Below are 20,574 nucleotides of genomic sequence, written 5' to 3' on the forward strand. Positions count from 1 at the left end.
CGGCCGTCGCCGCCCGGCAACTGGACGGACCGCGCCGCGTTGCTCTCCTGAACAGGAGGCGAGCATGCCCGCACAATGGCGCGTCCAGGTCTGGCTCGGCGAGGACACCGCGCCGCAAGCCTGCCTCCGCAATGTGAAGATCACCGCCGAGACTGAAGCCGAGGCCCTGGCCATCGCCGCCCGCCAGGCGGCGGAAGAGGCCGACGGCGAGACCCTCAACGACGGCCAGGAAGAGGTCTTCTCCCGCACCGAGGTGGCCAGCGGCGCGGTCGAGCATGGTTCGACGGCGGGCGACTCCAAGGCCTGATCCCCGCATTCCCGTTCCTCTCCGGTTGCGGTAACAGTCCGCACGGGGAGAGAACCATGCAACAGATCCTGATCGGCCTTGCCGGCATCCTGCTGATCCTGGCGGTGGCCTTCGCCCTGTCGCGTGGCCGTCGGCGTATCAACCTCCGCATCGTCGCCAGCGCCTTCGCCCTGCAGGCGGCCATCGCCGTCTTCGTCCTCTACCTGCCTGCCGGCCGCGCCACCATGGCGGCGGCGGCGCATGGGGTGGAGGGACTGCTGGGCTACAGCAAGGTCGGCATCAACATGGTGTTCGGCGGCCTGACCGAGGTGAACGGCATCGGCAGTTTCGCCATCAACGTCCTACCGATCATCATCTTCTTCTCGGCCCTGGTCTCGATCCTCTACTACCTCGGCATCATGCAGCGGGTGGTGACGTGGGGCGGCGGGGCCCTGCGCTGGCTGCTCGGCGTCGATCGGGTCGAGGGCCTCTATGCCGCCGCCAACGTCCTGGTCGGCCAGTCGGAGTCGCCCCTGGTCGTGCGCGGCTACCTGCGGTCCCTGACCGACGCCCAGATCTTCGCCCTGATGGTCACCGGCATGGCCGGGGTGGCCGGCTCCATCCTCGCCGCCTATGCCCAGATGGGCGTGCGCACCGAATACCTTTTGGCTGCCGCCTTCATGTCCGCCCCGGGCGGCCTGCTGATGGCCAAGATCATCATGCCGGACGAAAAGGCCCCGCCGCCCGCGGAAGCCGACGAAGACGTCCAGGCCATCGCCGCCATCACCCCGGACGAGCACGAGGAAGAACGCCCGGCCAACATCATCATGGCCGCCTTCAACGGCGCCTCGGACGGTGTGCAGCTGGCCGTCGCCGTCGGCGCCATGCTGATCGTCTTCGTCGCCCTGATCGCCATGGCCAACGGCATCCTCGGCGCCGTCGGCGGCCTGTTCGGCCACCCCGACCTCAGCTTCCAGCAGATCCTCGGCTACGTCTTCGCCCCCGTCATGTTCATGCTCAACGTGCCCTGGGAAGAGGCCCGCAAGGCCGGCGAGCTGTTCGGCGAAAAGCTGATCCTCAACGAGTTCGTCGCCTATCTCCACTTCGGCCAGGTCAAGGACTCCCTGTCGCCCCACACCCAGGCGGTGGTCACCTTCGCCCTCTGCGGTTTCGCCAACATCAGCTCCATCGCCATCCAGATGGGCGTGCTTGGCGGCCTCGTCCCGGAAAAGCGCCCGACCATCGCCCGCCTCGGCATCCTCGCCGTGCTGGCCGGCTCGCTGGCCAACCTGATGAGCGCGGCTTTGGCAGGCCTGTTGCTGGCGGGGTGAGACTTAGGCTGGCCGGCAGGTTCCGCGCGCCTTGTCCCGGCGCTCGACGGCCGCCAGCCAGCTGGTGATCTGCCACTCGGCCCTTTCCTTGGCCTGATCGCTCCAACCATCCAGGGTGTGCCCTCCGGAATCGTCGGAGATAGCTACGCCACATCCGCCCCGGCGCTTGAGCTCACCGAGCCACGCCTGGCCCAAGACCCTCGGAGTTACGGTGTCCCTCCCCCCCATGATGACCAGAACGGGCGTTGTGGGGGACGCATCCCACGCGGGCAGGCCGAGGGATCCGAGTTCACATTTGCCGTCGGCGCGTCGCTCTCCGAACAGGCGCCGCAGCTTGATCCCGCTGTCGCAACTGAACGGTTGAGTGACCAGGGGACTATCGAGAACGATGAAGTCGAGTTGCGGGCCGCTGTTCATTGCCGCCGACACACCGGCGACCGACCCCAGGCTGGTTCCGTAGAATCCTATCAACGTCCACCCCATGCCGGCGGACCAGCGCGCGGCTTCGTCCAAGGCTTGCCGGATCACGCGTGAGGGTTGTCCATCCGCCCGCAGGTAAAGGTCTTCGCCATGGCCGCTTGCTCCCGGATAGTCCACCGCGAGGACGGCATAGCCCTGGAGCGCCATCCGCCGGGTAGGTCCGTGACTAATGACGCCCAGGTTGGAGCCCGGCCCCCCCTGAAAATAGATGACAAGTCCGCGTTCGGGCCTATGACCGGGACGGTACAGCCGGCCCGACAGGCCACCGGGCAGGGTGACGGGACGGGCAGAGGCGATGACGCAGTCACCCACGACCTCCTGCGCCGTTCGGCAGGCCCTCGTCTTGAGCGAACAGACGCGAAGCCACCAGCCCCCATTGGGACTGCTGAAGATGATAGCCGCCGTCTGCCGCGCGGCGGGGCCAATCGCCATGCGGCTGATTTCAGAGGAAGGATCGCGCCGACGATCCGCAGCGATGATCGCTTCCAGGCCAAGCGCCTCCCTGCGAGGCAGTCCTTCCACATGGTCGAGCGAGTGAAAACCGGCCGGTCGCCCGCTGACGTCGATCAGTCTCCAGGGACCTGGTCCCTTTGGACCCCGAACAGCGGCCGTCTTATCCCCGGTCGTTATGAGGCCGCCGTTGTCGCCAAGGGTCGAGGACCAGATCTCAAGCTCTGAACCGGCTGCGTTCGGTGTGATCCGGGGCTGGGCAGGCGTGTCGGTAAAGCCACGGTCAAAGATGTGCCGTGGAAGCGGGCGCGGAGGCCGCAGGGGATCGATGAATTCAATCCTGTAGCCGCCGTCCGCGAAGGCAAGCCGGCCCACGATCGCACCGTCGCGGTTCAGGTACTCGGCCTCGACGGCGTCGGTAACCGGACGATTCGATCGGGGCAGGCCGGCGAAGATTGCGCCCGTCACGACCGGCGGAAGCACCGTCGAATCAAAACCACCGACGCCTTTCCGGGTCAACTCCCACTCGCCGTCGACGGTCTCCAGGACCATCCAATGCGATGCTGTCTGGGCAAAGAGGGCATGCCCGTCCGACCGCCAGACGATCTGTCGGCCACCGCCCGGAACGCGAAACGGCCGAGCGCAACGCGCTGGCTGCGCCGTCATGAGGCACCGTCGGCTGAAGACCTGCACGGCCAGATCACGAGCCGGACCGTTCTCGGAAGGATTGACCCCGAGGATCAGGGATCCGTCGGGGCCAAAGTTGAGAAGGCTGTCGCCGGACCTCGCCGAAGCCCATGCGTTGCCGGCGGCGATGAACCCCAGGATCGCGATGATCCCGGCCAGGGCGCGAGGTGACAGCATGGCAGTCTTGCGGGTCCGGCTTTCTTACATCAGGGGACCAAGATCGATCCGCCGATCATACAGGTTGTCGCCATTTGAATCGACGAAGACCGAGTACCGCGTCGTGCCGTTGTGAGCGCGCCCGCCGACCCAGAACTCCTCGAAAGCGTCGCCGTCCGTGTTGATGCCTTCGGCCTTGAAGTATTGTCCTGGCGGGTTGGCGGTGGCCGCGATGCCGCTGCCGGCCTGGGTGAGATTTTCAATCCCCGCCAGCGTGGCCTCAACGAGCGCAGACAGCGACGTCGCGGCGTCGTAGGCGGCCACTTCGTCGACGTAGATGTTGTCCAGCAGGGCGTTCTGGGCCTGGAGGTGATCGAAGAGCCCGATCATCTGACCGCCCGGCGTGTTGCCGATGATGATCACGCCATCAACGTCGCCGTCCAAGGATTGCGGCGGATCATACAGTACCCAGCTCATTTCTCACTTCTGATTGTCCGAAAGTGGACCGCCCGGAAAGATTGCCACCTCTTTCTGAGAAATCAAGCCACGGGTGTATTAAAGCATATACAATCGAAAGAAGAGTCGCGGCCGCGATAGCCCCATGGGCTCAGGTCAGGAGCCCCAGCCGCTTCCCTATGATCCGGTCCATCGTCCGGCGCGGCATCACCTCGGTCAGGAACACCTCGAACGGCGTCGGCGACACCACATAGCGGTGCTTCGGCCTGGCCACCGTCAGCGCCTTGAAGATCGCCTCGCCGATGGCTTCCGGCGGCAGGCCGTTCTTGCCGAGGGTCAGCATGTAGGCCTTGATCCGGGTCAGGGCCGGTCCGTAGATCGTCGCCGCATAGGGCCCGGTGTCGACCTCATCGGCCTTGTCCCAGATCGGCGTCGCCACCGCGCCCGGCGCCACGACGATCACATCGATCCCGTGGATCAGCAGTTCCCGCCGCAGGCTCTCCGACAGGCCCTCGAGCGCGAACTTCGAGGCGCTGTAGGGGCCCATGAACGGGGAGGCGTTGCGACCGCCGACCGAGCTGATGTTGACCACCCGACCCTTGGGCCCGGTCAAGCCGGCCTCGGCCCCGAGCAGCGGCCCGAACGCCTGGGTGGCGATGACCACGCCGGTGACGTTGACCTCCAGCTGCTGGCGGAAGTCCTCGACCGGCAGGTGGAGCAGGGGCCCCGCCACCGCGATCCCCGCATTGTTGACCAGCCCGGCCAGCGTCTGGCCGTTCAGCGCCTGGCGCACGGTTTCGGCAGCGGCCTTGGCGCCGGCCGCATCGGTGACGTCGAAGATCAGCGGCGTGAAGGCATCGCCGAATTCCTGTTTCAGCCGGTCGGCGTCGGCCTGCTTGCGCACGCTGCCGAAGACGTGGAAGCCCTGGCCGGTCAGCACCTTGACGGCGCCCCAGCCTATGCCTGTGGAGACGCCGGTGACGACGACGCTGCGTTTCATGATTTAGCCCCTGGCCCCGATCATCCGTCGATGGACTTGATCAGAGCTAGAGACCAGCACGGTGGTCCGCAAGACCACGGGTCGTTCAATCCAGGCAGCACTTCTTGTATTTCCTACCGCTGCCGCAAGGGCAGGGGTCGTTGCGGCCGACATTCCGGAACGGGTTGATGACCGGCTCTCCGATGATCGGCGCCCGCCAGAAATCCTCATCCTGGGAATAGGGGAAGCCCCCATCGTCCTCCGTGAATTCCTGGAACGGCTCCAGCGCCACCAGGACATCCTCGATATACCCCAGACGAGCGCGCCGGAACGGCTCCAGATCCTTTGGCTTGGCGATCGCATGTTTCAGGTCGCGCGCGATTTCGTCCCAGCCGGCAACCGTCTGAAGCATCTCGTCAGCCTGCCAGACCCGCTTGGCGGCGGGCTCCAGCTTCTCGATACCCAGCAATGAAATTGCTTCAACCCAGGCGTACCAGCAGTGATCCCCCACGACGGGACCATCCGCCGCAAAGGCTTCGAGAAAGGCGACCATCTCGGCACGGTCGATCATCCCACTCCAGGTCAGGAAGGTGGCGGCGCCGAGCAGCGAGTCACGAACATATTCGTCAAGCCTGAAGTCTCGTATGGCGGTGAACAGGGCGTGCTGGTCGCCGTCGAACACCCCCGCGACAATACCGCTGAGAGTCTCGGTTGCGGCGTCCCCAAGCTCTTCCTCGACGACTTCCGCATCCGAGGCGAGGAACCGAAGGAGCGGCTTGAAGGCCCGCTGCTCACGTTGTCCGCCCAGGATATGCAGGGCGCGAAAGAAGAACCGGCTGGCCTCCCTGCTCGGGAGGGGCCCCTCGGCCGCCGCCTCGACCGCCGCCAGCAGCGCCGGCGCCGCCTCTTCGCTGCGGACGCAGCACATGCCGACGGCCACCGCCGGCAATTCAATCTCGTTCGCCAGGGCGTCGAGATAGACTTCTATCGGGGCCAGGTCGTCCGCCTCGATCCCGAGCGCCGCCGCCGCCTGCTGCCGATCCATGCCGTTTTCCACCGACCTCAAAGGAAAAGCCCGGCCGCCGTGAGGTGACCGGGCCAGACCTTATCGCAGCGAATCGAACCTTCCCATCCCGTTGGGGCGGGGCGGTCCAGCCGCTACTCCGCCAACGCCGGTTCTTCGATCTCCGGCGCCCCGGGCTCGCGAGCCTTCGGCGCGTCGATCTCGAACTCGAAGGCGATCTTGCCGTCCTTGAGCACCACCTTCACATGGCCGCCCTTCGACAGCTTGCCGAACAGGATGTCGTCGGCCAGCGGCTTCTTGATGTGTTCCTGGATGACCCGGGCCAGCGGCCGCGCCCCATAGAGTTCGTCGAAGCCGTTCTTGGCCAGCCAGTCGGCTGCCTCGTCGCTGGTCTCGATGGTGATGTTGCGATCGGCCAGCTGGGCTTCCAGCTGCAGAACGAACTTCTGAACCACCTGGCGGATAATGTCCTGGGTCAGCGGCTTGAAGGCCACCACGGCGTCAAGACGGTTGCGGAACTCCGGCGTGAACAGACGCTTGAGCGCCTCTTCCTGCTCGCCGTCATTGCGCCCGCGGCCGAAACCGATGGTGTTCTTCTGGGCGTCGGAGGCCCCCGCGTTGGTGGTCATGATCAGGACCACATTGCGGAAATCGACCTTCTTGCCATTCGAGTCCGTCAGGGTCCCGTTGTCCATCACCTGCAGCAGGATGTTGTAGACGTCCTGGTGCGCCTTCTCGATTTCGTCGAGCAGGACCACGGCATGCGGATGCTGATCGACGGCGTCGGTCAGCTGGCCGCCCTGGTCGTAGCCGACATAGCCGGGGGGAGCCCCGATCAGGCGGCTGACGGTGTGGCGTTCCATGTATTCCGACATGTCGAAGCGCAGCAGCTCGATCCCAAGCGTGGACGCCAGCTGACGCGCCGCTTCGGTCTTGCCGACGCCGGTCGGACCGCTGAACAGGTAGCTGCCGATCGGCTTGTTGCCGTCGCGCAGGCCGGCCCGGGCCATCTTCATGGCCGAGCTGAGCTGCTTGATCGCCTCGTCCTGGCCGAACACCGCCCGTTGCAGGTCGGTTTCCAGCTCCTTCAGCGCCTCGGTGTCCGTCTTCGAGACCGACTTCGGCGGGATGCGGGCGATCTTGGCGACGACGGCCTCGATCTCCTTCACGCCGATGGTCTTCTTCCGCTTGCCCTCGGGCAGCAGCATCTGACCCGCGCCCGCCTCGTCGATCACGTCGATCGCCTTGTCGGGCAGCTTGCGGTCGGTGATGTACTTGGCCGACAGGTCCACCGCCGTCTTGATGGCCTCGTTGGTGTACTTCAGCTTGTGGAAGTCCTCGTAATAGACCTTCAGGCCCTTGAGGATCTTGATGGTGTCGTCGATCGTCGGCTCGTTGACGTCGATCTTCTGGAAGCGCCGGACCAGGGCCCGATCCTTCTCGAAGTGCTGACGGAACTCCTTGTAGGTCGTCGAGCCCATGCAGCGCAGGCTGCCTGACGCCAACGCGGGCTTCAGCAGGTTCGAAGCGTCCATAGCCCCGCCGCTGGTCGCGCCGGCGCCGATCACCGTATGGATCTCGTCGACGAACAGGATGGCGTTGGGGTGGTTCTCCAGCTCCTTGATGACCTGCTTGATCCGCTCCTCGAAGTCGCCGCGATAGCGGGTGCCGGCCAGCAGCGCGCCCATGTCGAGCGAGAAGATGGTGGCGCCTTCCAGCACCTCCGGCACTTCGTGGTTGATGATCTTGCGGGCCAGGCCCTCGGCGATGGCGGTCTTGCCGACGCCCGGGTCACCGACCAGCAGCGGGTTGTTCTTGGTCCGTCGGCAGAGGATCTGGATACAGCGCTCGACCTCGGCCAGCCGCCCGATCAGCGGATCGACCTTGCCCAGCCGCGCCTTCTCGTTGAGATCGACGCAATAGGCCTCGAGGGCCTCGCCGCCGGTCTTGGCGTTCGGCTTGCCGCCGTTCTCTTCTTCCTCGGTCGCGCCCTTGACGGTCTTGGGCTCGGAAGCCCCGGCCTTCTTGGCGATGCCGTGGGCGATGTAGTTGACCGCGTCATACCGCGTCATGTCCTGCTCCTGCAGGAAGTAGGCGGCATGGCTTTCCCGCTCGCTGAACACGGCGACCAGCACATTGGCCCCGGTCACGTCGTCGCGGCCGGAGGACTGCACGTGGATCACCGCGCGCTGGATGACGCGCTGGAAGCCGGCCGTCGGCTTGGCTTCCTCGCCGTCGTCCACGATCAGGGCGCGGAGCTCGGTGTCGATATAGTTGACCAGGGTCTTCTTCAGCTCCGCGAGATCGACATCGCAGGCCTTCATCACCCCGGCGGCGTCCTCGTCGTCGGCGAGGCTGAGCAGCAGGTGCTCGAGGGTGGCGTACTCATGCTTTCGCTGGTTGGCGTAAGCGACTGCGCGGTGAAGTGTCTCTTCGAGATTGCGCGAAAACGAGGGCAAATGTGGCTCCTCTAATCCTTTTCCATGGTGCACTGCAGCGGGTGCTGATGCCGTCTGGCTGCGTCGATTACCTGGGCGACTTTTGTCTCGGCGACCTCGTAGGTGAAGACGCCGCAGACCCCCACGCCGTTCTGGTGCACATGAAGCATGATCCGGGTCGCATCTTCGCGCGACTTGTTGAAAAAACGCTCAAGCACGTAAACGACGAACTCCATCGGTGTGTAGTCGTCGTTCAGAATCAGGACGCGGTACAGCGAAGGCTTGGCGGTCTTGGCCTTGGTCTGTGTGACCACCGCCGTTCCCGATCCGCCCGGACCCGTACCTGTTCCTGACTTCCGTTCAGCCATACCGACCTTCGACTCGTGAAGCGGTCCGCCAGGCGCGGCCGCCGTTCTTGCTGATTAGATATGGAAACATCTGCCCATTGGAAGGGGCGTGATGCGACCTGCGACGCTTTGCGGGGCGCTGCGACTAATCGACCAGCCAACGCGCCCGGGCGCCGTGCGGATGCACGTCGGTGAGCTGAAGGCTGTGTCCGTCCGGCCATATGGTAAGCCCTGCGGCCCTTGGGAAGCCCTGCAGCGACAGATCGGGCTCAAGGCTCTGGTGGGCGAGGGGGCTTGCCGCCGCCCGGGCGACTGCCGCGCTCACGGCCTTTTGAGTGCGCCGCGGCCCTCTTGTGGGGACCGGTTGGCCGCAGCGCGGCCTACCTGTCCCCGGTCAGCGCCGGCGGCCAGTCCGGCCGCGCTCCAGACGGTTCGCACAACGTCTGGAGCGCGCTCGTCACAAACCCACGGCGCAAGCCGGGGACAGGTACGGCGCTCCGCGCCGAACCCGTCCCCAACCCGCTACCCCATTGTCGGAACCGCGCCCGCCCGTCCGTCTTGCAAACGAACAGCACCACGGAGCCCGCCATGGCCATCACCATCACCGCCTTCGAAGCCTCCCCCGACCGCGGCCGGGGCCTGGCGCGCGACATGCGCGTCCGCTGGGCGTTGGAAGAGGCGGGCCAGCCCTACGACGTCCGCCTGCTCTCGTTCGAGGCCCTGAAACAGCCCGCCCACCTGGCCCTCAACCCCTTCGGCCAGATCCCGACCTACGAGGACGGTGACCTCGCCCTGTTCGAAACCGGCTCCATCCTCCTCGAGATCGCCCGCCATCACCCCGGCCTGCTTCCCGCCGACCCCGCCGCCCGGGCCCGCGCCATCACCTGGATGTTCGCCGCCGTCAGCACGGTCGAGCCGCCGATCCTCGAACTGCAGACCCTCATGCTCCTCGAACGGAACGAACCCTGGTTCGAGCAGCGCCTGCCCGCCGTCAAGGACCGCATCCGCCCCCGCCTGGACCAGCTCACCGCCCACTTCGGCGACGCCGACTGGCTGGACGGCGATTTCAGCGCCGCCGACATCATGATGGTCCACGTGATCCGGCGCCTGGGCGGCTCCGGCCTGCTGGACGACTACCCGACCATTCGCGCCTACCTCGCCCGAGGCGAGGCCCGCCCTGCCTGGCAACGCGCCTTCGCCGCCCAGCTGGCGGTGTTCGAGGCGTCGCAGCGGGGCTGACCACCCCCAACGCTGTCATCCTTCGGGCCCGCGAAGCGGGAGCCGGAGGACCCACGGCAAGGGCGGAACCAGCTGGATCGTGGGACTGCCACGACACTTCGCGCCTTCAAGTCGGACGCCATGCGCCTGGCGGACGGGTGGGTCCTCCGGATTGGGCTTCGCCCAACCGAAGGATGACAGTGAGGAAGCGACTAATCCTTCGCCGTCTTCAACGCCCGCCCCGTCACCAGCGCCCCTTTGCCGAACTTCTCGGCCAACCGATCCATCGCCGTCTCATGCTTCAGCGCCCGCGTCTCGTCGCCGGCGAAGAAGTCTCCGCCCGACGCCCCTGCCTCCTCGAAGTCCGACAATCCCGCGCCGATCAGCCGATACAGCGTCCCGTCCGTCTCGTTCGCCAGCAGCTCGCGCACCGCGTTGAACAGCGTCCGCGCCGTCTGCGTGGGGGCCGGCAGGGTGCGCCGCCGGGTGATGATCTTGAAGTCGGTCCTGCGCAGCTTCAGCACCGCCACCCGCCCGGTGATGCCCTCCTTGCGCAGCTGCCGCGCCACCTTCTCGCAGAGCGGCCAGAGGATGTCCTCCAGCGTGCCCCGATCGCTATAGTCCTCGTTGAAGGTGGTCTCGGCGCTGATCGTCTTGCGCCCGCCGCCGGGATTGACCAGCCGCGCGTCCTCGCCCTGGGCCAGCCTGTGCAGGCTCATCCCATGGCTGCCGAACTGATCGGCCAGCTCCTTCAGCTCGGCCCGCGCCAGGTCGCCAACCGTCCGATAGCCGGCCTTCTCCAGCGTCGCGGCGAACACCGGTCCCACCCCGGGCAGGATGCGCACCGACTTGGGCGCCAGCACCGAGGCCGCCTCGGCCCCCAGCACCGAAAACCCGCGTGGCTTGTCCAGCTCCGAGGCGATCTTGGCCAGGAACTTGTTGGGCGCCAGGCCGATGGACACCGTGATCCCCACCTCCGCCTCGATCCGCGCCTGCAGCCGCGCCAGGGTCAGGGCAGGGGGCATGCCATGCAGCCGCTCGGTGCCCGATAGGTCGATCCAGCATTCGTCCAGCGACAGGGTCTGCACCAGCGGCGTCAGGTCGCGGATCATCGCCATGATCCGCTGGCTCTCGGGCACATACTTGCTGAAGTCGGGTTTGAGGATCACCGCCTGCGGGCATAGCTTGCGGGCCGTGAACATCGGCATCGCCGACCGCACCCCGCTCATCCGGGCGATGTAGCAGCAGGTCGAGACCACCCCCCGCACCCCGCCGCCGATGATCACCGGCACATCCCGCAACTCCGGCCGGTCGCGCTTCTCCACCGAGGCGTAGAAGGCGTCGCAGTCCATATGGGCGATGCTCAGGGTCGCCAGCTCGTCATGCGCCACCATCCGCGGCGAGCCACAGGCCGGACAGCGGCGCGGGGCCGTGTCTCCGGTCCAGAAGCAGTCGCGGCAGAAGGCCTTCATGGATTGTCGGGGTCCGGATCGGCGACGGGCTGGTCGGGAGTTTCATATATGTTCCGGCGGCCCCTGTGGAGCCGGGACCTGCGCCGGTCCTGACCGCCCTCCATGTTCGAAGATGAATATGTCTAGACATATCCAAAAACGCCCAAAACGGGCCGTTCGCCTATTGCGACGAAAGTTCGGAGGATTGTAGCCCGCTCCGGTCACATCCCGGCCTGCAATCGCTGCGCTTCGACCTACAGCCGACCTACGCCCGGACCTACATCCGCTGCCCCTCGGCCCACCCAAAAGGCACGCGTTTTCAAGGGACTGGCGTCGATTTCGCGCTTCCAGGCCCGGCGCCCGGCTATAATGGTAGGCCGCTTCGCCAAGGCGCAGCCAAGGCTTGCCTGACCGTGCGGCAGTCCTTCTAGATCGCGGCAAAACACCTCGTTGGAGAAACGCTCATGGCCCAGGGCCCCCTGTCCGGTCTGAAGATCGTCGAGTTCGCCGGAATCGGTCCGGGACCGTTTTGCGGCATGCTGCTGTCCGACCTCGGCGCCGATGTCGTGCGCATCGACCGCAAGGGCGCCGGCCGGGGCTCGCCCGCCGACATCACCGCTCGCGGCCGCCGCTCGGTGGCGCTGGATCTCAAGAACCCGGCCGCCATCGAAACCTGCCTCAAGCTGATGGAAGAGGCCGACGGCATCATCGAGGGCTTCCGCCCCGGCGTCATGGAACGCCTCGGCCTCGGCCCGGACGTCGCCCTGAAGCGCAACCCGAAGCTCGTCTATGGCCGCATGACCGGCTGGGGCCAGTTCGGCCCTTACGCCAAGGCCGCCGGTCACGACATGAACTACATCGCCATCACCGGCGCGCTGCACGCCATCGGCACGGAAGACAAGCCGATCCCGCCGCTCAACCTGGTCGGCGATTTCGGCGGCGGCGCCCTCTACCTGGCGTTCGGCCTGCTGGCCGGCGTCATCCATGCCCGCAGCACCGGCGAGGGCCAGGTCATCGACTGCGCCATGAGCGACGGCGCGGCCTCGCTGATGGCCATGTTCTACGGCTTCAAGGCCATGGGCGCCTGGCAGGAGAGCCGCCGCTCCAACCTGCTCGACGGCGGGGCCCACTTCTACGACACCTACCAGTGCGCCGACGGCAAGTGGATTTCGATCGGCTCCATCGAGCCGCAGTTCTACGCCCTGCTGCTGGAAAAGACCGGCATCACTGACCCGCAGTTCCAGAACCAGATGGACCGCTCGGCCTGGCCCGAGCTGACCCAAAAGCTGGCCGACGTCCTCAAGACCAAGACCCAGGCCGAGTGGTGCGCCATCATGGACGCCACCGACATCTGCTTCGCCCCCATCCTCGACCTCGATGAGGCGCCGAAGCACCCGCACAACGTCGCCCGCGAAACCTTCCTGACCCTCGACGGCGTCGTGCAGCCCGCCCCGGCCCCCCGATTCTCCGCCACCCCCGGCAAGGTCCAGGGGCCGCCGCCGAAGATCGGCTCGAACAACGAGGACGCGCTGGGCGACTGGGGCTTCTCGGCCGAGGCGATCAAGGACCTGCAGGCGTCGGGGGCCCTCTAAGGTCTCAAGCCTGCAACACGGCTGACACCGAACCGACGCTTTCCATTCAGGCACGGTTCAGCCGCGGCCTCGTAATTTGGCATCGTGACTGGAGGCGCCGCGCTCTCCCGTCCCTCGAAAGCGGCGCCGAGAGGCATACAGGACGAAGGCAAGGTCTTCCTGGAGGCGCGCCGTCCGGTCAAACGGGCGGCGCGCTGTCCTGTATTGCCCCTAGATGTATTGCCTAGGCGCATGGTTACGGGCAGGTTCCGCCGATGTCGGATACCCGGGGCCGGTTCGCGCTCATGACTCGTTGGCGAGACCTTGATCCGGCCCATTGGGTGCGGCTCACCCTGACCGTCGCGGGCAAGTCTCTGTCCCGCCTGTGGGGCCGGGACGTCATGCTCTACGTCGGCGGCGTCAGCTTCTGGGCCATGCTGGCGGCCTTTCCGGCCATCGCCATCGGCATGGGCCTGTTCGGGCTGTTGGTCGATCCGGACAAGATTGCCAAGCGCGCGGAGGCCCTTACCGGCCTGATGCCGCCCGGGGCGCAGGCCCTGTTCGAAAGCGAACTGATCCGCATGGCCCATGCCCCGCTGCAGGCGGTGTCGGCCCAGAGCGCCCTGGCCCTGATCATCGGCGGCTATGCGGCCCATCGGGGCTTCAAGGCCCTGCTGGCCGGCCTCTCCTTCATCCATGACGAGGAGAACCAACGCGGTTTCTGGACCTTCAACTTCATGGCCCTGATCGTGCTGATCTGCGCCTTCGTGCTGATGGGGGTCGTGTCCGCCCTGTTCCTGATGCTGCGGCTGATGGGAGCTGCGCTGGATATCAAGCCGCTAGCCGGTACGGTTTTCCTCAGCGAATGGACCTGGACCAGCCTTGGCATCACCCTGGCGATGACCCTGATCTACCGCTACGCCATGTCCAGAGAGCCCGTCGTCTGGCGCGCCTCGATCATCGGCGGCATGGCCGCGGCCGCGCTTGCCGTCGGCGCCAGCTGGGCATCCGCCTTCTACGTCGAACAGATCGCCCATCTGGGCGCCACCTACGGCTCGGTCTCGGCGGTGGTGGTGTTCCTCATCTGGCTCAGCTGGAACGTCAACGTCGTCTTCCTCGGCGGCGCCATCGCCACCGAAGTCGAACTGGCCATCGCCCAGCCGACGCTGGACTTCGAGGACGCGCCGCTGATCTAGCGGCCCACCCCAACATTCCGATCATCCCGACGAAAGTCGGGACCCAGCTGGCAAACCAGAAGACAGGCTGGCGCTGATCAGAGCGGACCCGGAGCCGCTGGCGGACACTGGGTCCCGACTTTCGTCGGGATGGTCGGTGGGAAAGGGATCAACCCTTGCGGATCACGAAGCTCACCGCCCCGTCCGCCTCGGCCTGCTCCACCACCGCATGCCCGCCCTGATTGGCGAAATGCGGCACGTCCACCTTGGCCATCGGGTCATCGGCGATCAGCCGCACCAGATCACCGCTCGCCATCGCCTCCAGCGCCCTGCGCAGCTTCAGCGTCGGCACCGGGCAACGGTGACCGCGCGCGTCGATCAGGAGAGGCTCTTGGCTCATGGCATCCCGATAGCTAGGGTCCGCCGCCTAAACAAGTTCAGGGGTCGTCATGCTTCGAGGTCTGGTTGCCGCGCTGGTCAGTGCGTCCTTCATCGTCACGCCGGCCTTCGCCGCGGCGCCCAAGAAGGCTGATCCTGCCAAGTGGGACGTCAATGCCCCGCCCGGACCGTTCAAGGACGTGCCGATCGACACCACCACCGGGACCTGGATGAGCATCGACGTCAGCCCCGACGGCAAGGAGGTCCTGTTCGACCTCTTGGGCGACCTCTACACGATCCCGATCAGCGGCGGCGAAGCCAAGGCCCTGACCAGCGGCGTCGCCTGGGACATGCAGGCCCGCTATTCGCCCAACGGCCGCTGGATCGCCTTCACCTCGGACCGCGGCGGCGGCGACAACATCTGGGTCATGAACCGCGACGGCTCGGACATGCATGCCGTCTCGAAGGAGACCTTCCGCCTGCTCAGCCAGCCGGCCTGGTCGCCGGACAGCGAATACGTCGTCGGCCGCAAGCACTTCACCTCGGGCCGCTCGCTCGGCGCCGGCGAGATGTGGCTCTACCACCGCTCCGGCGGCGACGGCCTGCAGCTGACCAAGAAGCGCACGGAACAGAAGGATAGCGGCGAGCCGGCCTTCAGCCCGGACGGCCGCTACCTCTACTTCAGCGACGACGCCACGCCGGGCGGCCAGTTCGAATACAGCAAGGATCCCAACACCCAGATCTATGTGATCCAGCGCCTCGACCGAAAGACCGGCGAGACCAGCCAGTATGTCACCGGCCCCGGCGGCTCGATCCGCCCGACCCCCTCGCCGGACGGCAAGAGCTTGGCCTTCATCCGCCGCGTTCGCTACAAGACCACCCTCTTCATCCGCGACCTGGAGAGCGGCAAGGAGACTCCGGTCTACGACGCCCTCGACCGCGACATGCAGGAGACCTGGGCCATCCATGGGGTCTACCCCAACATGGCCTGGACCCCGGACAACAAGGCCATCGTCCTCTGGGCCGGCGGCAAGATCCGCAAGGTCGACGCCGCCACCGGTTCGGCCGCTGACATCCCCTTCCATGTGAAGACCACCCGCCGCGTCACCGGCGTGGTCCGCGCCAAGGTCGATGTCGCGCCCAAGGCCTTCGACGTGAAGATGATCCGCTGGGCCGAGGTTTCGCCCCGCGGCGACAAGGTCGTCTTCGAGGCGCTCGGCAAGCTGTGGATCCGGGACGTCGCCAGCGGCCAGGCCAAACGCCTGACCGGCCAGAGCGACCACTTCGAACTCTATCCGTCCTGGTCCCGCGATGGTTCTTCCATCGTCTACACGACCTGGAATGACGAGGCCTTCGGCACGATCCGCGTCGTCTCCGCCGCCGGCGGCGAGGGCAGGGTGGTTTCGAAGAAGCCCGGCCACTACATCGAGCCGGCCTTCAGCCCCGACGGCCGCACCATCGTCTACCGCACCGTCCAGGACGGCTACCTGACCAGCGCCCTGTGGGGCGGTGACACCGGCCTGTGGAGCGTGCCCGCCGCCGGCGGCGAGCCCAGGGAGATCACCGACAACGGCGTGCTGCCGCAGTTCGGCGCCGCCTCCGACCGCGTCTATTTCATGAGCTATGAGGCCGAGGGCAAACGCGCCCTCAAGTCGGCCGAACTCGACGGCGGCGACCAACGGGTCCACCTGACCAGCGCCAACGCCGGTGAATTCGCCATCGCCCCCGACGAAAAATGGGTGGCTTGGACCGAACGTTTTAACGCCTACGTCGCGCCCCTGGTCTTCACCGGCAAGCCGGTCGAGATCGGTCCCGATTCCAAAGCCCTGCCGGTCACCCGTGTCACCCGCGACGCCGGCGAATGGCTGCATTGGTCGGGCGACAGCAAGCGCCTCTGGTGGTCGCTCGGACCGGAGCTCTACAGCCGCGACCTCAAGGACGCCTTCGCCTTCATCGACGGCGCCCCCAAGGACCTGCCCAAGGCCCCCGAGAGCGGCATCAAGCTTGGCTTCAGCCAGGCCTACGACGCCCCCACCGGCAAGATCGCCCTGGTCGGCGCCCGCATCGTCACCATGAAGGGCGACGAGGTCATCGAGGACGGGATCATCGTCCTCAACGGCAACCGCATCGAGGCCATCGGCAAGCGCGGCGCGGTCAATGCCCCCGGGGACGCCAAGGTCATCGACGTCAGCGGCAAGACCATCATCCCCGGCCTGATCGACGCCCACTGGCACGGCTCGATGGGCTCGGACGAGATCATCCCGCAGCAGAGCTGGATCAACTACGCCGCCCTCGCCTTCGGGGTGACGACGATCCACGACCCCTCGAACGACACCAGCGAGATCTTCGCCGCCAGCGAACTGGAAAAGGCCGGTGAGATCGTCGGTCCGCGCATCTTCTCGACCGGCACCATCCTCTACGGCGCCACCACGCCGTTCACGGCCAAGATCGAAAGCGCCGATGACGCCATGAGCCACCTGCGCCGCATGAAGGCGGCCGGGGCCTTCAGCGTGAAGAGCTACAACCAGCCCCGCCGCGACCAGCGTCAGCAGGTCATCGCCGCCGCCCGCGCCCTCGACATGTCGGTGGTGCCGGAAGGCGGCTCGCTGTTCGAGCACAACATGACCATGCTGATCGACGGCCACACCACCATCGAGCACTCGATCCCGGTCGCCGCCATCTATGACGACGTCAAGCAGCTCTGGCCGCAGACCGGCACCGCCTACACCCCGACCCTGGTCGTGGCCTATGGCGGCGCCTGGGGTGAGCACTACTGGTACGAGACGACCAACGTCTGGGAGGACCCGATCCTCACCAAGTATGTGCCCCGCCGCATCCTCGACGCCCGCTCGCGCCGGCCCTTCAAGATCCCGCCGGAAGAGCTGAACCACATCCGCATCGCCAGCGTGGCCCGCGAGCTCAACGACCTGGGCGTCTCGGTCCAGGCCGGCGCCCATGGCCAGCGCGAGGACCTCGGCCTGCACTGGGAGATCTGGATGATGGAGCAAGGCGGCATGACCCCGCTGAACGCCCTGCGCACCGCCACGCTCAACGGCGCCCAGGCGCTGGGCATGGACCGCGACATCGGCTCGCTGGAGGTCGGCAAGCTGGCCGATCTGGTCATCCTCGACGCCAACCCGCTGGAGAACATCCGCAACACCCGCCAGATCCGCTTCACCATGATCAACGGCCGGCTGTTCGACAGCGACATGAACGAGGTCGGCGGCCGCGGCCGGGCCCGCAAGCCCTTCTGGCACCAGCAGGCCGGCGGCGAGACCTGGGGCGGCGTCAGCACCACCGAGGCGGCGGATCATACCGATGACTGACGCCCCGGAGATCATCGACAACCGCGCGGCCAACCGCTTCGAGGTCCATCTCGGCGGCGAGACCGCCTTCGCCGAATACCGGCTGGAGGAGGGCGCTATCGTCTTCCCGCACACCGTCGTGCCCCCAGCCTTTGAGGGCAAGGGTGTCGGCGGGGCGCTTGTCAAACACGGCTTGGCTTACGCGAGGGAGCGACATTTAAAGGTCAAGCCGACCTGCAGCTTCTTCGCCGGCTACATCAGCAAACACCCCGAGTATCACGATCTGGTCCACCCGGATTTCCGGTCGAAACTCGGCATCGAAAACTAGGGACGAGACATGAAAACCCGCATCACCGAACTCTTCGGCATCGAGCACCCGATCATCCAGGGCGGCATGCACTTCGTCGGCTTCGCCGAGATGGCGGCGGCGGTATCCAACGCCGGCGGCCTGGGGATCATCACCGGCCTGACGCAGCGCACGCCGGACGATCTGGCCAAGGAAATCGCCCGGTGCAAGGAGATGACCGACAAGCCGTTCGGCGTAAATCTGACCTTCCTGCCGTCGGTAAACCAGCCAGACTACCCGGGCTATGTGAAGGCCATCCTCGACTCCGGCGTCAAGGCGGTCGAGACGGCGGGCAACAACCCGGCCAAATGGCTGCCCCCGCTGCAGGAAGCCGGCGTCAAGGTGATCCACAAATGCACCTCGGTTCGCCACAGCCTCAAGGCCGAGTCGATCGGCTGTGACGCCGTCAGCGTCGATGGCTTCGAATGCGGCGGTCACCCGGGCGAGGACGACGTCCCCAACATGATCCTGCTGCCGCGCGCCGCCGAGGAACTGAAGATCCCCTTCGTCGCCTCCGGCGGCATGGCCGACGCCCGCTCGCTGGTCGCGGCCCTGGCCATGGGCGCCGAGGGCATGAACATGGGCACCCGCTTCATCGCCACCAAGGAAGCGCCGGTCCATGAAAACGTGAAGCTGGCCATCGTCGCCGCCAGTGAACTCGACACCCGCCTGGTCATGCGCCCGCTGCGCAACACCGAGCGCGTTCTGACCAACGCGGCGGTCGAGCGTCTGCTTCAGAAGGAAAAAGAGCTCGGTCCGAACATCAAGTTCGAGGACATTATCGAAGAAGTTGCGGGGGTTTACCCGCGCATCATGATGGATGGCGAAATGGAAGCTGGGGCCTGGTCCTGCGGCATGGTCGCGGGTCTGATCCACGACATCCCGACCTGCAAGGAACTGATCGACCGCATCATGAGCGAAGCCGAGCAAATTATACGCGGTCGTTTGGAAGGCTTCCTGGCGGCCTAGGCGGGCCGTGACGCCGGTCGGGTCTCCCGGCCGGCGGCATTCCGCAGGACCTCTCAGAGCCCCAGCGGTCCGAGGATCCAGACCATCCAGCCGCCAAGGGCCAGGAACACGCCGAACGGCAGCTTCATCTCTGCCGAGACGCCGCGTCGCCGGACGACCATGGCCAGCACGACACTGAGGCCGGCGATGCCGGCCCAGACCACCACGCTGGGCAGTCCCTGCCAGCCCACCCAGGCCCCGATAGCGCCCAGCAGGATGGGGTCGCCGCCGCCCAGTCCCTCGCGGCCGCGCAGGCGCCGGTAGGCGAAGGCAACCAGCCACAGGGCGCCGAACCCAGCCGCCGCGCCGATCAGGTTGTGGACCCAGGACAGCTGGCTCTGACCTGCCAGGAAGAAGGCGACGGCCTGGATCAGGCCGAGGGCGCCCAGCGGCAGGGTCAGCCGGTCAGGCAGCCAGAAGTGCTCGCCGTCGATGACGGCCAGGATCAGCAGCCACCAGCCGAACAGGGCGCTGACCAGGGCCATAGGGCCATCGAAGGCGTAGGCGGACCAGACGCCGAGGGCCAGGCAACCCAGCTCCATCATCAGATAGCGCCGGGGAATGGCGGCGCCGCAGGATCGGCAGCGGCCCCGCAGGACCAGGAAGCTGAGGATCGGCACAAGATCGATGGGGGACAGGGTGCGACCGCAGGACCCGCAGGCGGACCGGCCCATGACCACCGGCTTCTCCTCCGGCAGGCGCAGGCTGATCAGGCCAAGGAAGCTGCCCGCCACCGGGCCCAGCAGGATGGCGGCAAGGTCCCACAGCCAGATCATGTCGGTCAGCCCCCCGGGGCGCGGCGCAGGATGCTCGCCCAGGGATTCAGGCCGGGCTCGGCGATCTTGCTCAAGGTGTTGGTGTCGCGGTGCAGGAAAGGGGCGTCCTGGCCGCGCACCTGCAGGGTGGTGTCCTGGACATAGCTCCAGGAGCCGTCGTCGTGGAACGTCACCTCGATGCGGTAGGCGTCCGTGCGGAAGGCCTGCTCCAGGAAGGTCGTCGAGCAGATTCCGTATTCGGTCTGGCCGCGCACGGCGGTCAGCACCAGGGTCCCGGCGTCCGGCTCGGCCTGGCCGGCGGCGATGGCGACCTGGCCGCGCGGGATCGACACGGTCTGCAGGATGAGCCCGGTGGCCGGCTCCCAGAGCCAGTAGCCGACCTGATCGTGAAAGGTGATCGCCTCTTCGACGGTGTTGACGTGCACATGGTAGCGCAGGCCGTAGAACAGCTGCGGCCCGTTGGCCTGCGGATCGATCGGCTGCATCTCGATGCGTTCGTAGAACTCGCGGCGCTCGGGCCCGTCGGCCTTGGGGTTCACATCGACGCCCCGTCGGCCCTCCCAGATGCCGGCCAGGCGGCGCAGCGGGCCCAGGTTGGCCAGGGTCTCGGGATCGACGTCCTCGGGCTCGGTGAAGATGTCGTCCGGGATGTCCATGCCGTGCTGCTCCTTGGCGCCTTGCGTGACGCCGGCCTAGCATGAGTCACGGTCGG

18 protein-coding genes are annotated in these 20,574 nt (G+C 66.7%); 8 read left to right on the forward strand and 10 right to left on the reverse strand.

Features of this window, described 5'->3' with window-relative positions; all coding sequences use genetic code 11:
• Positions 1-64 precede the first annotated feature (64 nt).
• Both O5I81_RS11255 and O5I81_RS11260 read left to right on the forward strand, forming a co-directional pair.
• Positions 65-307: a hypothetical protein gene (locus O5I81_RS11255; protein WP_271064924.1), complete on the forward strand. Its 243-nt coding sequence runs from the start codon at positions 65-67 to the stop codon at positions 305-307.
• A 56-nt stretch (positions 308-363) separates the two neighbouring features.
• Entirely contained in the window at positions 364-1,617 is a 1,254-nt protein-coding gene (locus tag O5I81_RS11260) for a nucleoside transporter C-terminal domain-containing protein (RefSeq protein ID WP_271064925.1), read from the forward strand.
• 3 nt (positions 1,618-1,620) lie between these two features.
• Here the strand turns inward: O5I81_RS11260 and O5I81_RS11265 are convergent, their stop codons facing one another.
• The 6 genes from O5I81_RS11265 to clpS all read right to left on the reverse strand — a co-directional run bounded on the left by O5I81_RS11265 (position 1,621) and on the right by clpS (position 8,655).
• Positions 1,621-3,411, reverse strand: a complete 1,791-nt coding sequence (locus O5I81_RS11265) for a hypothetical protein (protein WP_271064927.1) — start codon at positions 3,409-3,411, stop codon at positions 1,621-1,623.
• A 24-nt stretch (positions 3,412-3,435) separates the two neighbouring features.
• Positions 3,436-3,867 carry a hypothetical protein gene (locus O5I81_RS11270; RefSeq protein WP_271064929.1) on the reverse strand — a complete coding sequence of 144 codons (432 nt, stop codon included), beginning with the start codon at positions 3,865-3,867 and terminating at the stop codon, positions 3,436-3,438.
• A gap of 130 nt (positions 3,868-3,997) precedes the next feature.
• Positions 3,998-4,846: an SDR family NAD(P)-dependent oxidoreductase gene (locus O5I81_RS11275; RefSeq protein WP_271064930.1), complete on the reverse strand. Its 849-nt coding sequence runs from the start codon at positions 4,844-4,846 to the stop codon at positions 3,998-4,000.
• 85 nt (positions 4,847-4,931) lie between these two features.
• Positions 4,932-5,870 (reverse strand): DUF1186 domain-containing protein, encoded by a 939-nt coding sequence (locus O5I81_RS11280; protein WP_271064932.1) that lies wholly within the window; start codon positions 5,868-5,870, stop codon positions 4,932-4,934.
• Positions 5,871-5,983: 113 nt separating this feature from the next.
• Entirely contained in the window at positions 5,984-8,308 is a 2,325-nt protein-coding gene (gene clpA, locus O5I81_RS11285; protein WP_271064934.1) for an ATP-dependent Clp protease ATP-binding subunit ClpA, read from the reverse strand.
• Positions 8,309-8,319: 11 nt separating this feature from the next.
• Positions 8,320-8,655, reverse strand: coding sequence for an ATP-dependent Clp protease adapter ClpS (gene clpS / locus O5I81_RS11290; protein WP_271064936.1), 336 nt, complete (start codon positions 8,653-8,655; stop codon positions 8,320-8,322).
• A gap of 567 nt (positions 8,656-9,222) precedes the next feature.
• Between clpS and O5I81_RS11295 the strand changes: the two genes are divergently transcribed.
• Positions 9,223-9,873 (forward strand): glutathione S-transferase family protein, encoded by a 651-nt coding sequence (locus O5I81_RS11295; protein WP_271064938.1) that lies wholly within the window; start codon positions 9,223-9,225, stop codon positions 9,871-9,873.
• Between the two features lie 191 nt (positions 9,874-10,064).
• On the opposite strand, the gene O5I81_RS11300 is transcribed toward O5I81_RS11295, so the two are convergent.
• A complete protein-coding gene (locus O5I81_RS11300; RefSeq protein WP_271064939.1) occupies positions 10,065-11,324 on the reverse strand; it encodes a DNA polymerase IV in 1,260 nt (419 codons plus the stop codon).
• A gap of 443 nt (positions 11,325-11,767) precedes the next feature.
• On the opposite strand from O5I81_RS11300, the gene O5I81_RS11305 reads away from it, so the two are divergent.
• Positions 11,768-12,895 (forward strand): CaiB/BaiF CoA-transferase family protein, encoded by a 1,128-nt coding sequence (locus tag O5I81_RS11305; protein ID WP_271064940.1) that lies wholly within the window; start codon positions 11,768-11,770, stop codon positions 12,893-12,895.
• A gap of 284 nt (positions 12,896-13,179) precedes the next feature.
• A complete protein-coding gene (locus O5I81_RS11310; RefSeq protein WP_271064942.1) occupies positions 13,180-14,070 on the forward strand; it encodes a YihY/virulence factor BrkB family protein in 891 nt (296 codons plus the stop codon).
• Between the two features lie 148 nt (positions 14,071-14,218).
• On the opposite strand, the gene O5I81_RS11315 is transcribed toward O5I81_RS11310, so the two are convergent.
• Positions 14,219-14,449 (reverse strand): sulfurtransferase TusA family protein, encoded by a 231-nt coding sequence (locus O5I81_RS11315; RefSeq protein WP_271064944.1) that lies wholly within the window; start codon positions 14,447-14,449, stop codon positions 14,219-14,221.
• 49 nt (positions 14,450-14,498) lie between these two features.
• On the opposite strand from O5I81_RS11315, the gene O5I81_RS11320 reads away from it, so the two are divergent.
• The 3 genes from O5I81_RS11320 to O5I81_RS11330 are packed head-to-tail and all read left to right on the forward strand — an operon-like array spanning position 14,499 to position 19,047.
• Positions 14,499-17,753 carry an amidohydrolase family protein gene (locus tag O5I81_RS11320; protein WP_271064946.1) on the forward strand — a complete coding sequence of 1,085 codons (3,255 nt, stop codon included), beginning with the start codon at positions 14,499-14,501 and terminating at the stop codon, positions 17,751-17,753.
• The gene (locus O5I81_RS11325; RefSeq protein WP_271064947.1) at positions 17,746-18,060 is read left to right on the forward strand and encodes a GNAT family N-acetyltransferase; all 315 of its coding nucleotides are present in this window, start codon (positions 17,746-17,748) and stop codon (positions 18,058-18,060) included. Before O5I81_RS11320 ends, O5I81_RS11325 begins: the two co-directional genes overlap by 8 nt.
• Positions 18,061-18,069: 9 nt before the next feature.
• Entirely contained in the window at positions 18,070-19,047 is a 978-nt protein-coding gene (locus O5I81_RS11330; protein ID WP_271064948.1) for a nitronate monooxygenase family protein, read from the forward strand.
• A gap of 53 nt (positions 19,048-19,100) precedes the next feature.
• Here O5I81_RS11330 and O5I81_RS11335 read toward each other — a convergent pair whose 3' ends face one another.
• Positions 19,101-19,862 (reverse strand): A24 family peptidase, encoded by a 762-nt coding sequence (locus tag O5I81_RS11335; protein WP_271064949.1) that lies wholly within the window; start codon positions 19,860-19,862, stop codon positions 19,101-19,103.
• A gap of 5 nt (positions 19,863-19,867) precedes the next feature.
• Complete coding sequence (locus tag O5I81_RS11340; RefSeq protein WP_271064950.1) at positions 19,868-20,518, reverse strand: heme-binding beta-barrel domain-containing protein; 651 nt, start codon at positions 20,516-20,518, stop codon at positions 19,868-19,870.
• Positions 20,519-20,574: the final 56 nt, after the last annotated feature.

The organism is Caulobacter sp. NIBR1757 (genome assembly GCF_027912495.1).
Classification (GTDB): domain Bacteria; phylum Pseudomonadota; class Alphaproteobacteria; order Caulobacterales; family Caulobacteraceae; genus Caulobacter.

What these genes read in the sequence shown, in the direction of transcription:
- O5I81_RS11255 (WP_271064924.1), top strand. Translation starts at nt 65, where the DNA reads ATGCCCGCACAATGGCGCGTCCAGGTCTGGCTCGGCGAGGACACCGCG.
- O5I81_RS11260 (WP_271064925.1), top strand. Translation starts at nt 364, where the DNA reads ATGCAACAGATCCTGATCGGCCTTGCCGGCATCCTGCTGATCCTGGCG.
- O5I81_RS11265 (WP_271064927.1), bottom strand. Translation starts at nt 3,411, where the DNA reads ATGCTGTCACCTCGCGCCCTGGCCGGGATCATCGCGATCCTGGGGTTC.
- O5I81_RS11270 (WP_271064929.1), bottom strand. Translation starts at nt 3,867, where the DNA reads ATGAGCTGGGTACTGTATGATCCGCCGCAATCCTTGGACGGCGACGTT.
- O5I81_RS11275 (WP_271064930.1), bottom strand. Translation starts at nt 4,846, where the DNA reads ATGAAACGCAGCGTCGTCGTCACCGGCGTCTCCACAGGCATAGGCTGG.
- O5I81_RS11280 (WP_271064932.1), bottom strand. Translation starts at nt 5,870, where the DNA reads ATGGATCGGCAGCAGGCGGCGGCGGCGCTCGGGATCGAGGCGGACGAC.
- clpS (WP_271064936.1), bottom strand. Translation starts at nt 8,655, where the DNA reads ATGGCTGAACGGAAGTCAGGAACAGGTACGGGTCCGGGCGGATCGGGA.
- O5I81_RS11295 (WP_271064938.1), top strand. Translation starts at nt 9,223, where the DNA reads ATGGCCATCACCATCACCGCCTTCGAAGCCTCCCCCGACCGCGGCCGG.
- O5I81_RS11300 (WP_271064939.1), bottom strand. Translation starts at nt 11,324, where the DNA reads ATGAAGGCCTTCTGCCGCGACTGCTTCTGGACCGGAGACACGGCCCCG.
- O5I81_RS11305 (WP_271064940.1), top strand. Translation starts at nt 11,768, where the DNA reads ATGGCCCAGGGCCCCCTGTCCGGTCTGAAGATCGTCGAGTTCGCCGGA.
- O5I81_RS11310 (WP_271064942.1), top strand. Translation starts at nt 13,180, where the DNA reads ATGACTCGTTGGCGAGACCTTGATCCGGCCCATTGGGTGCGGCTCACC.
- O5I81_RS11315 (WP_271064944.1), bottom strand. Translation starts at nt 14,449, where the DNA reads ATGAGCCAAGAGCCTCTCCTGATCGACGCGCGCGGTCACCGTTGCCCG.
- O5I81_RS11320 (WP_271064946.1), top strand. Translation starts at nt 14,499, where the DNA reads ATGCTTCGAGGTCTGGTTGCCGCGCTGGTCAGTGCGTCCTTCATCGTC.
- O5I81_RS11325 (WP_271064947.1), top strand. Translation starts at nt 17,746, where the DNA reads ATGACTGACGCCCCGGAGATCATCGACAACCGCGCGGCCAACCGCTTC.
- O5I81_RS11330 (WP_271064948.1), top strand. Translation starts at nt 18,070, where the DNA reads ATGAAAACCCGCATCACCGAACTCTTCGGCATCGAGCACCCGATCATC.
- O5I81_RS11335 (WP_271064949.1), bottom strand. Translation starts at nt 19,862, where the DNA reads ATGATCTGGCTGTGGGACCTTGCCGCCATCCTGCTGGGCCCGGTGGCG.
- O5I81_RS11340 (WP_271064950.1), bottom strand. Translation starts at nt 20,518, where the DNA reads ATGGACATCCCGGACGACATCTTCACCGAGCCCGAGGACGTCGATCCC.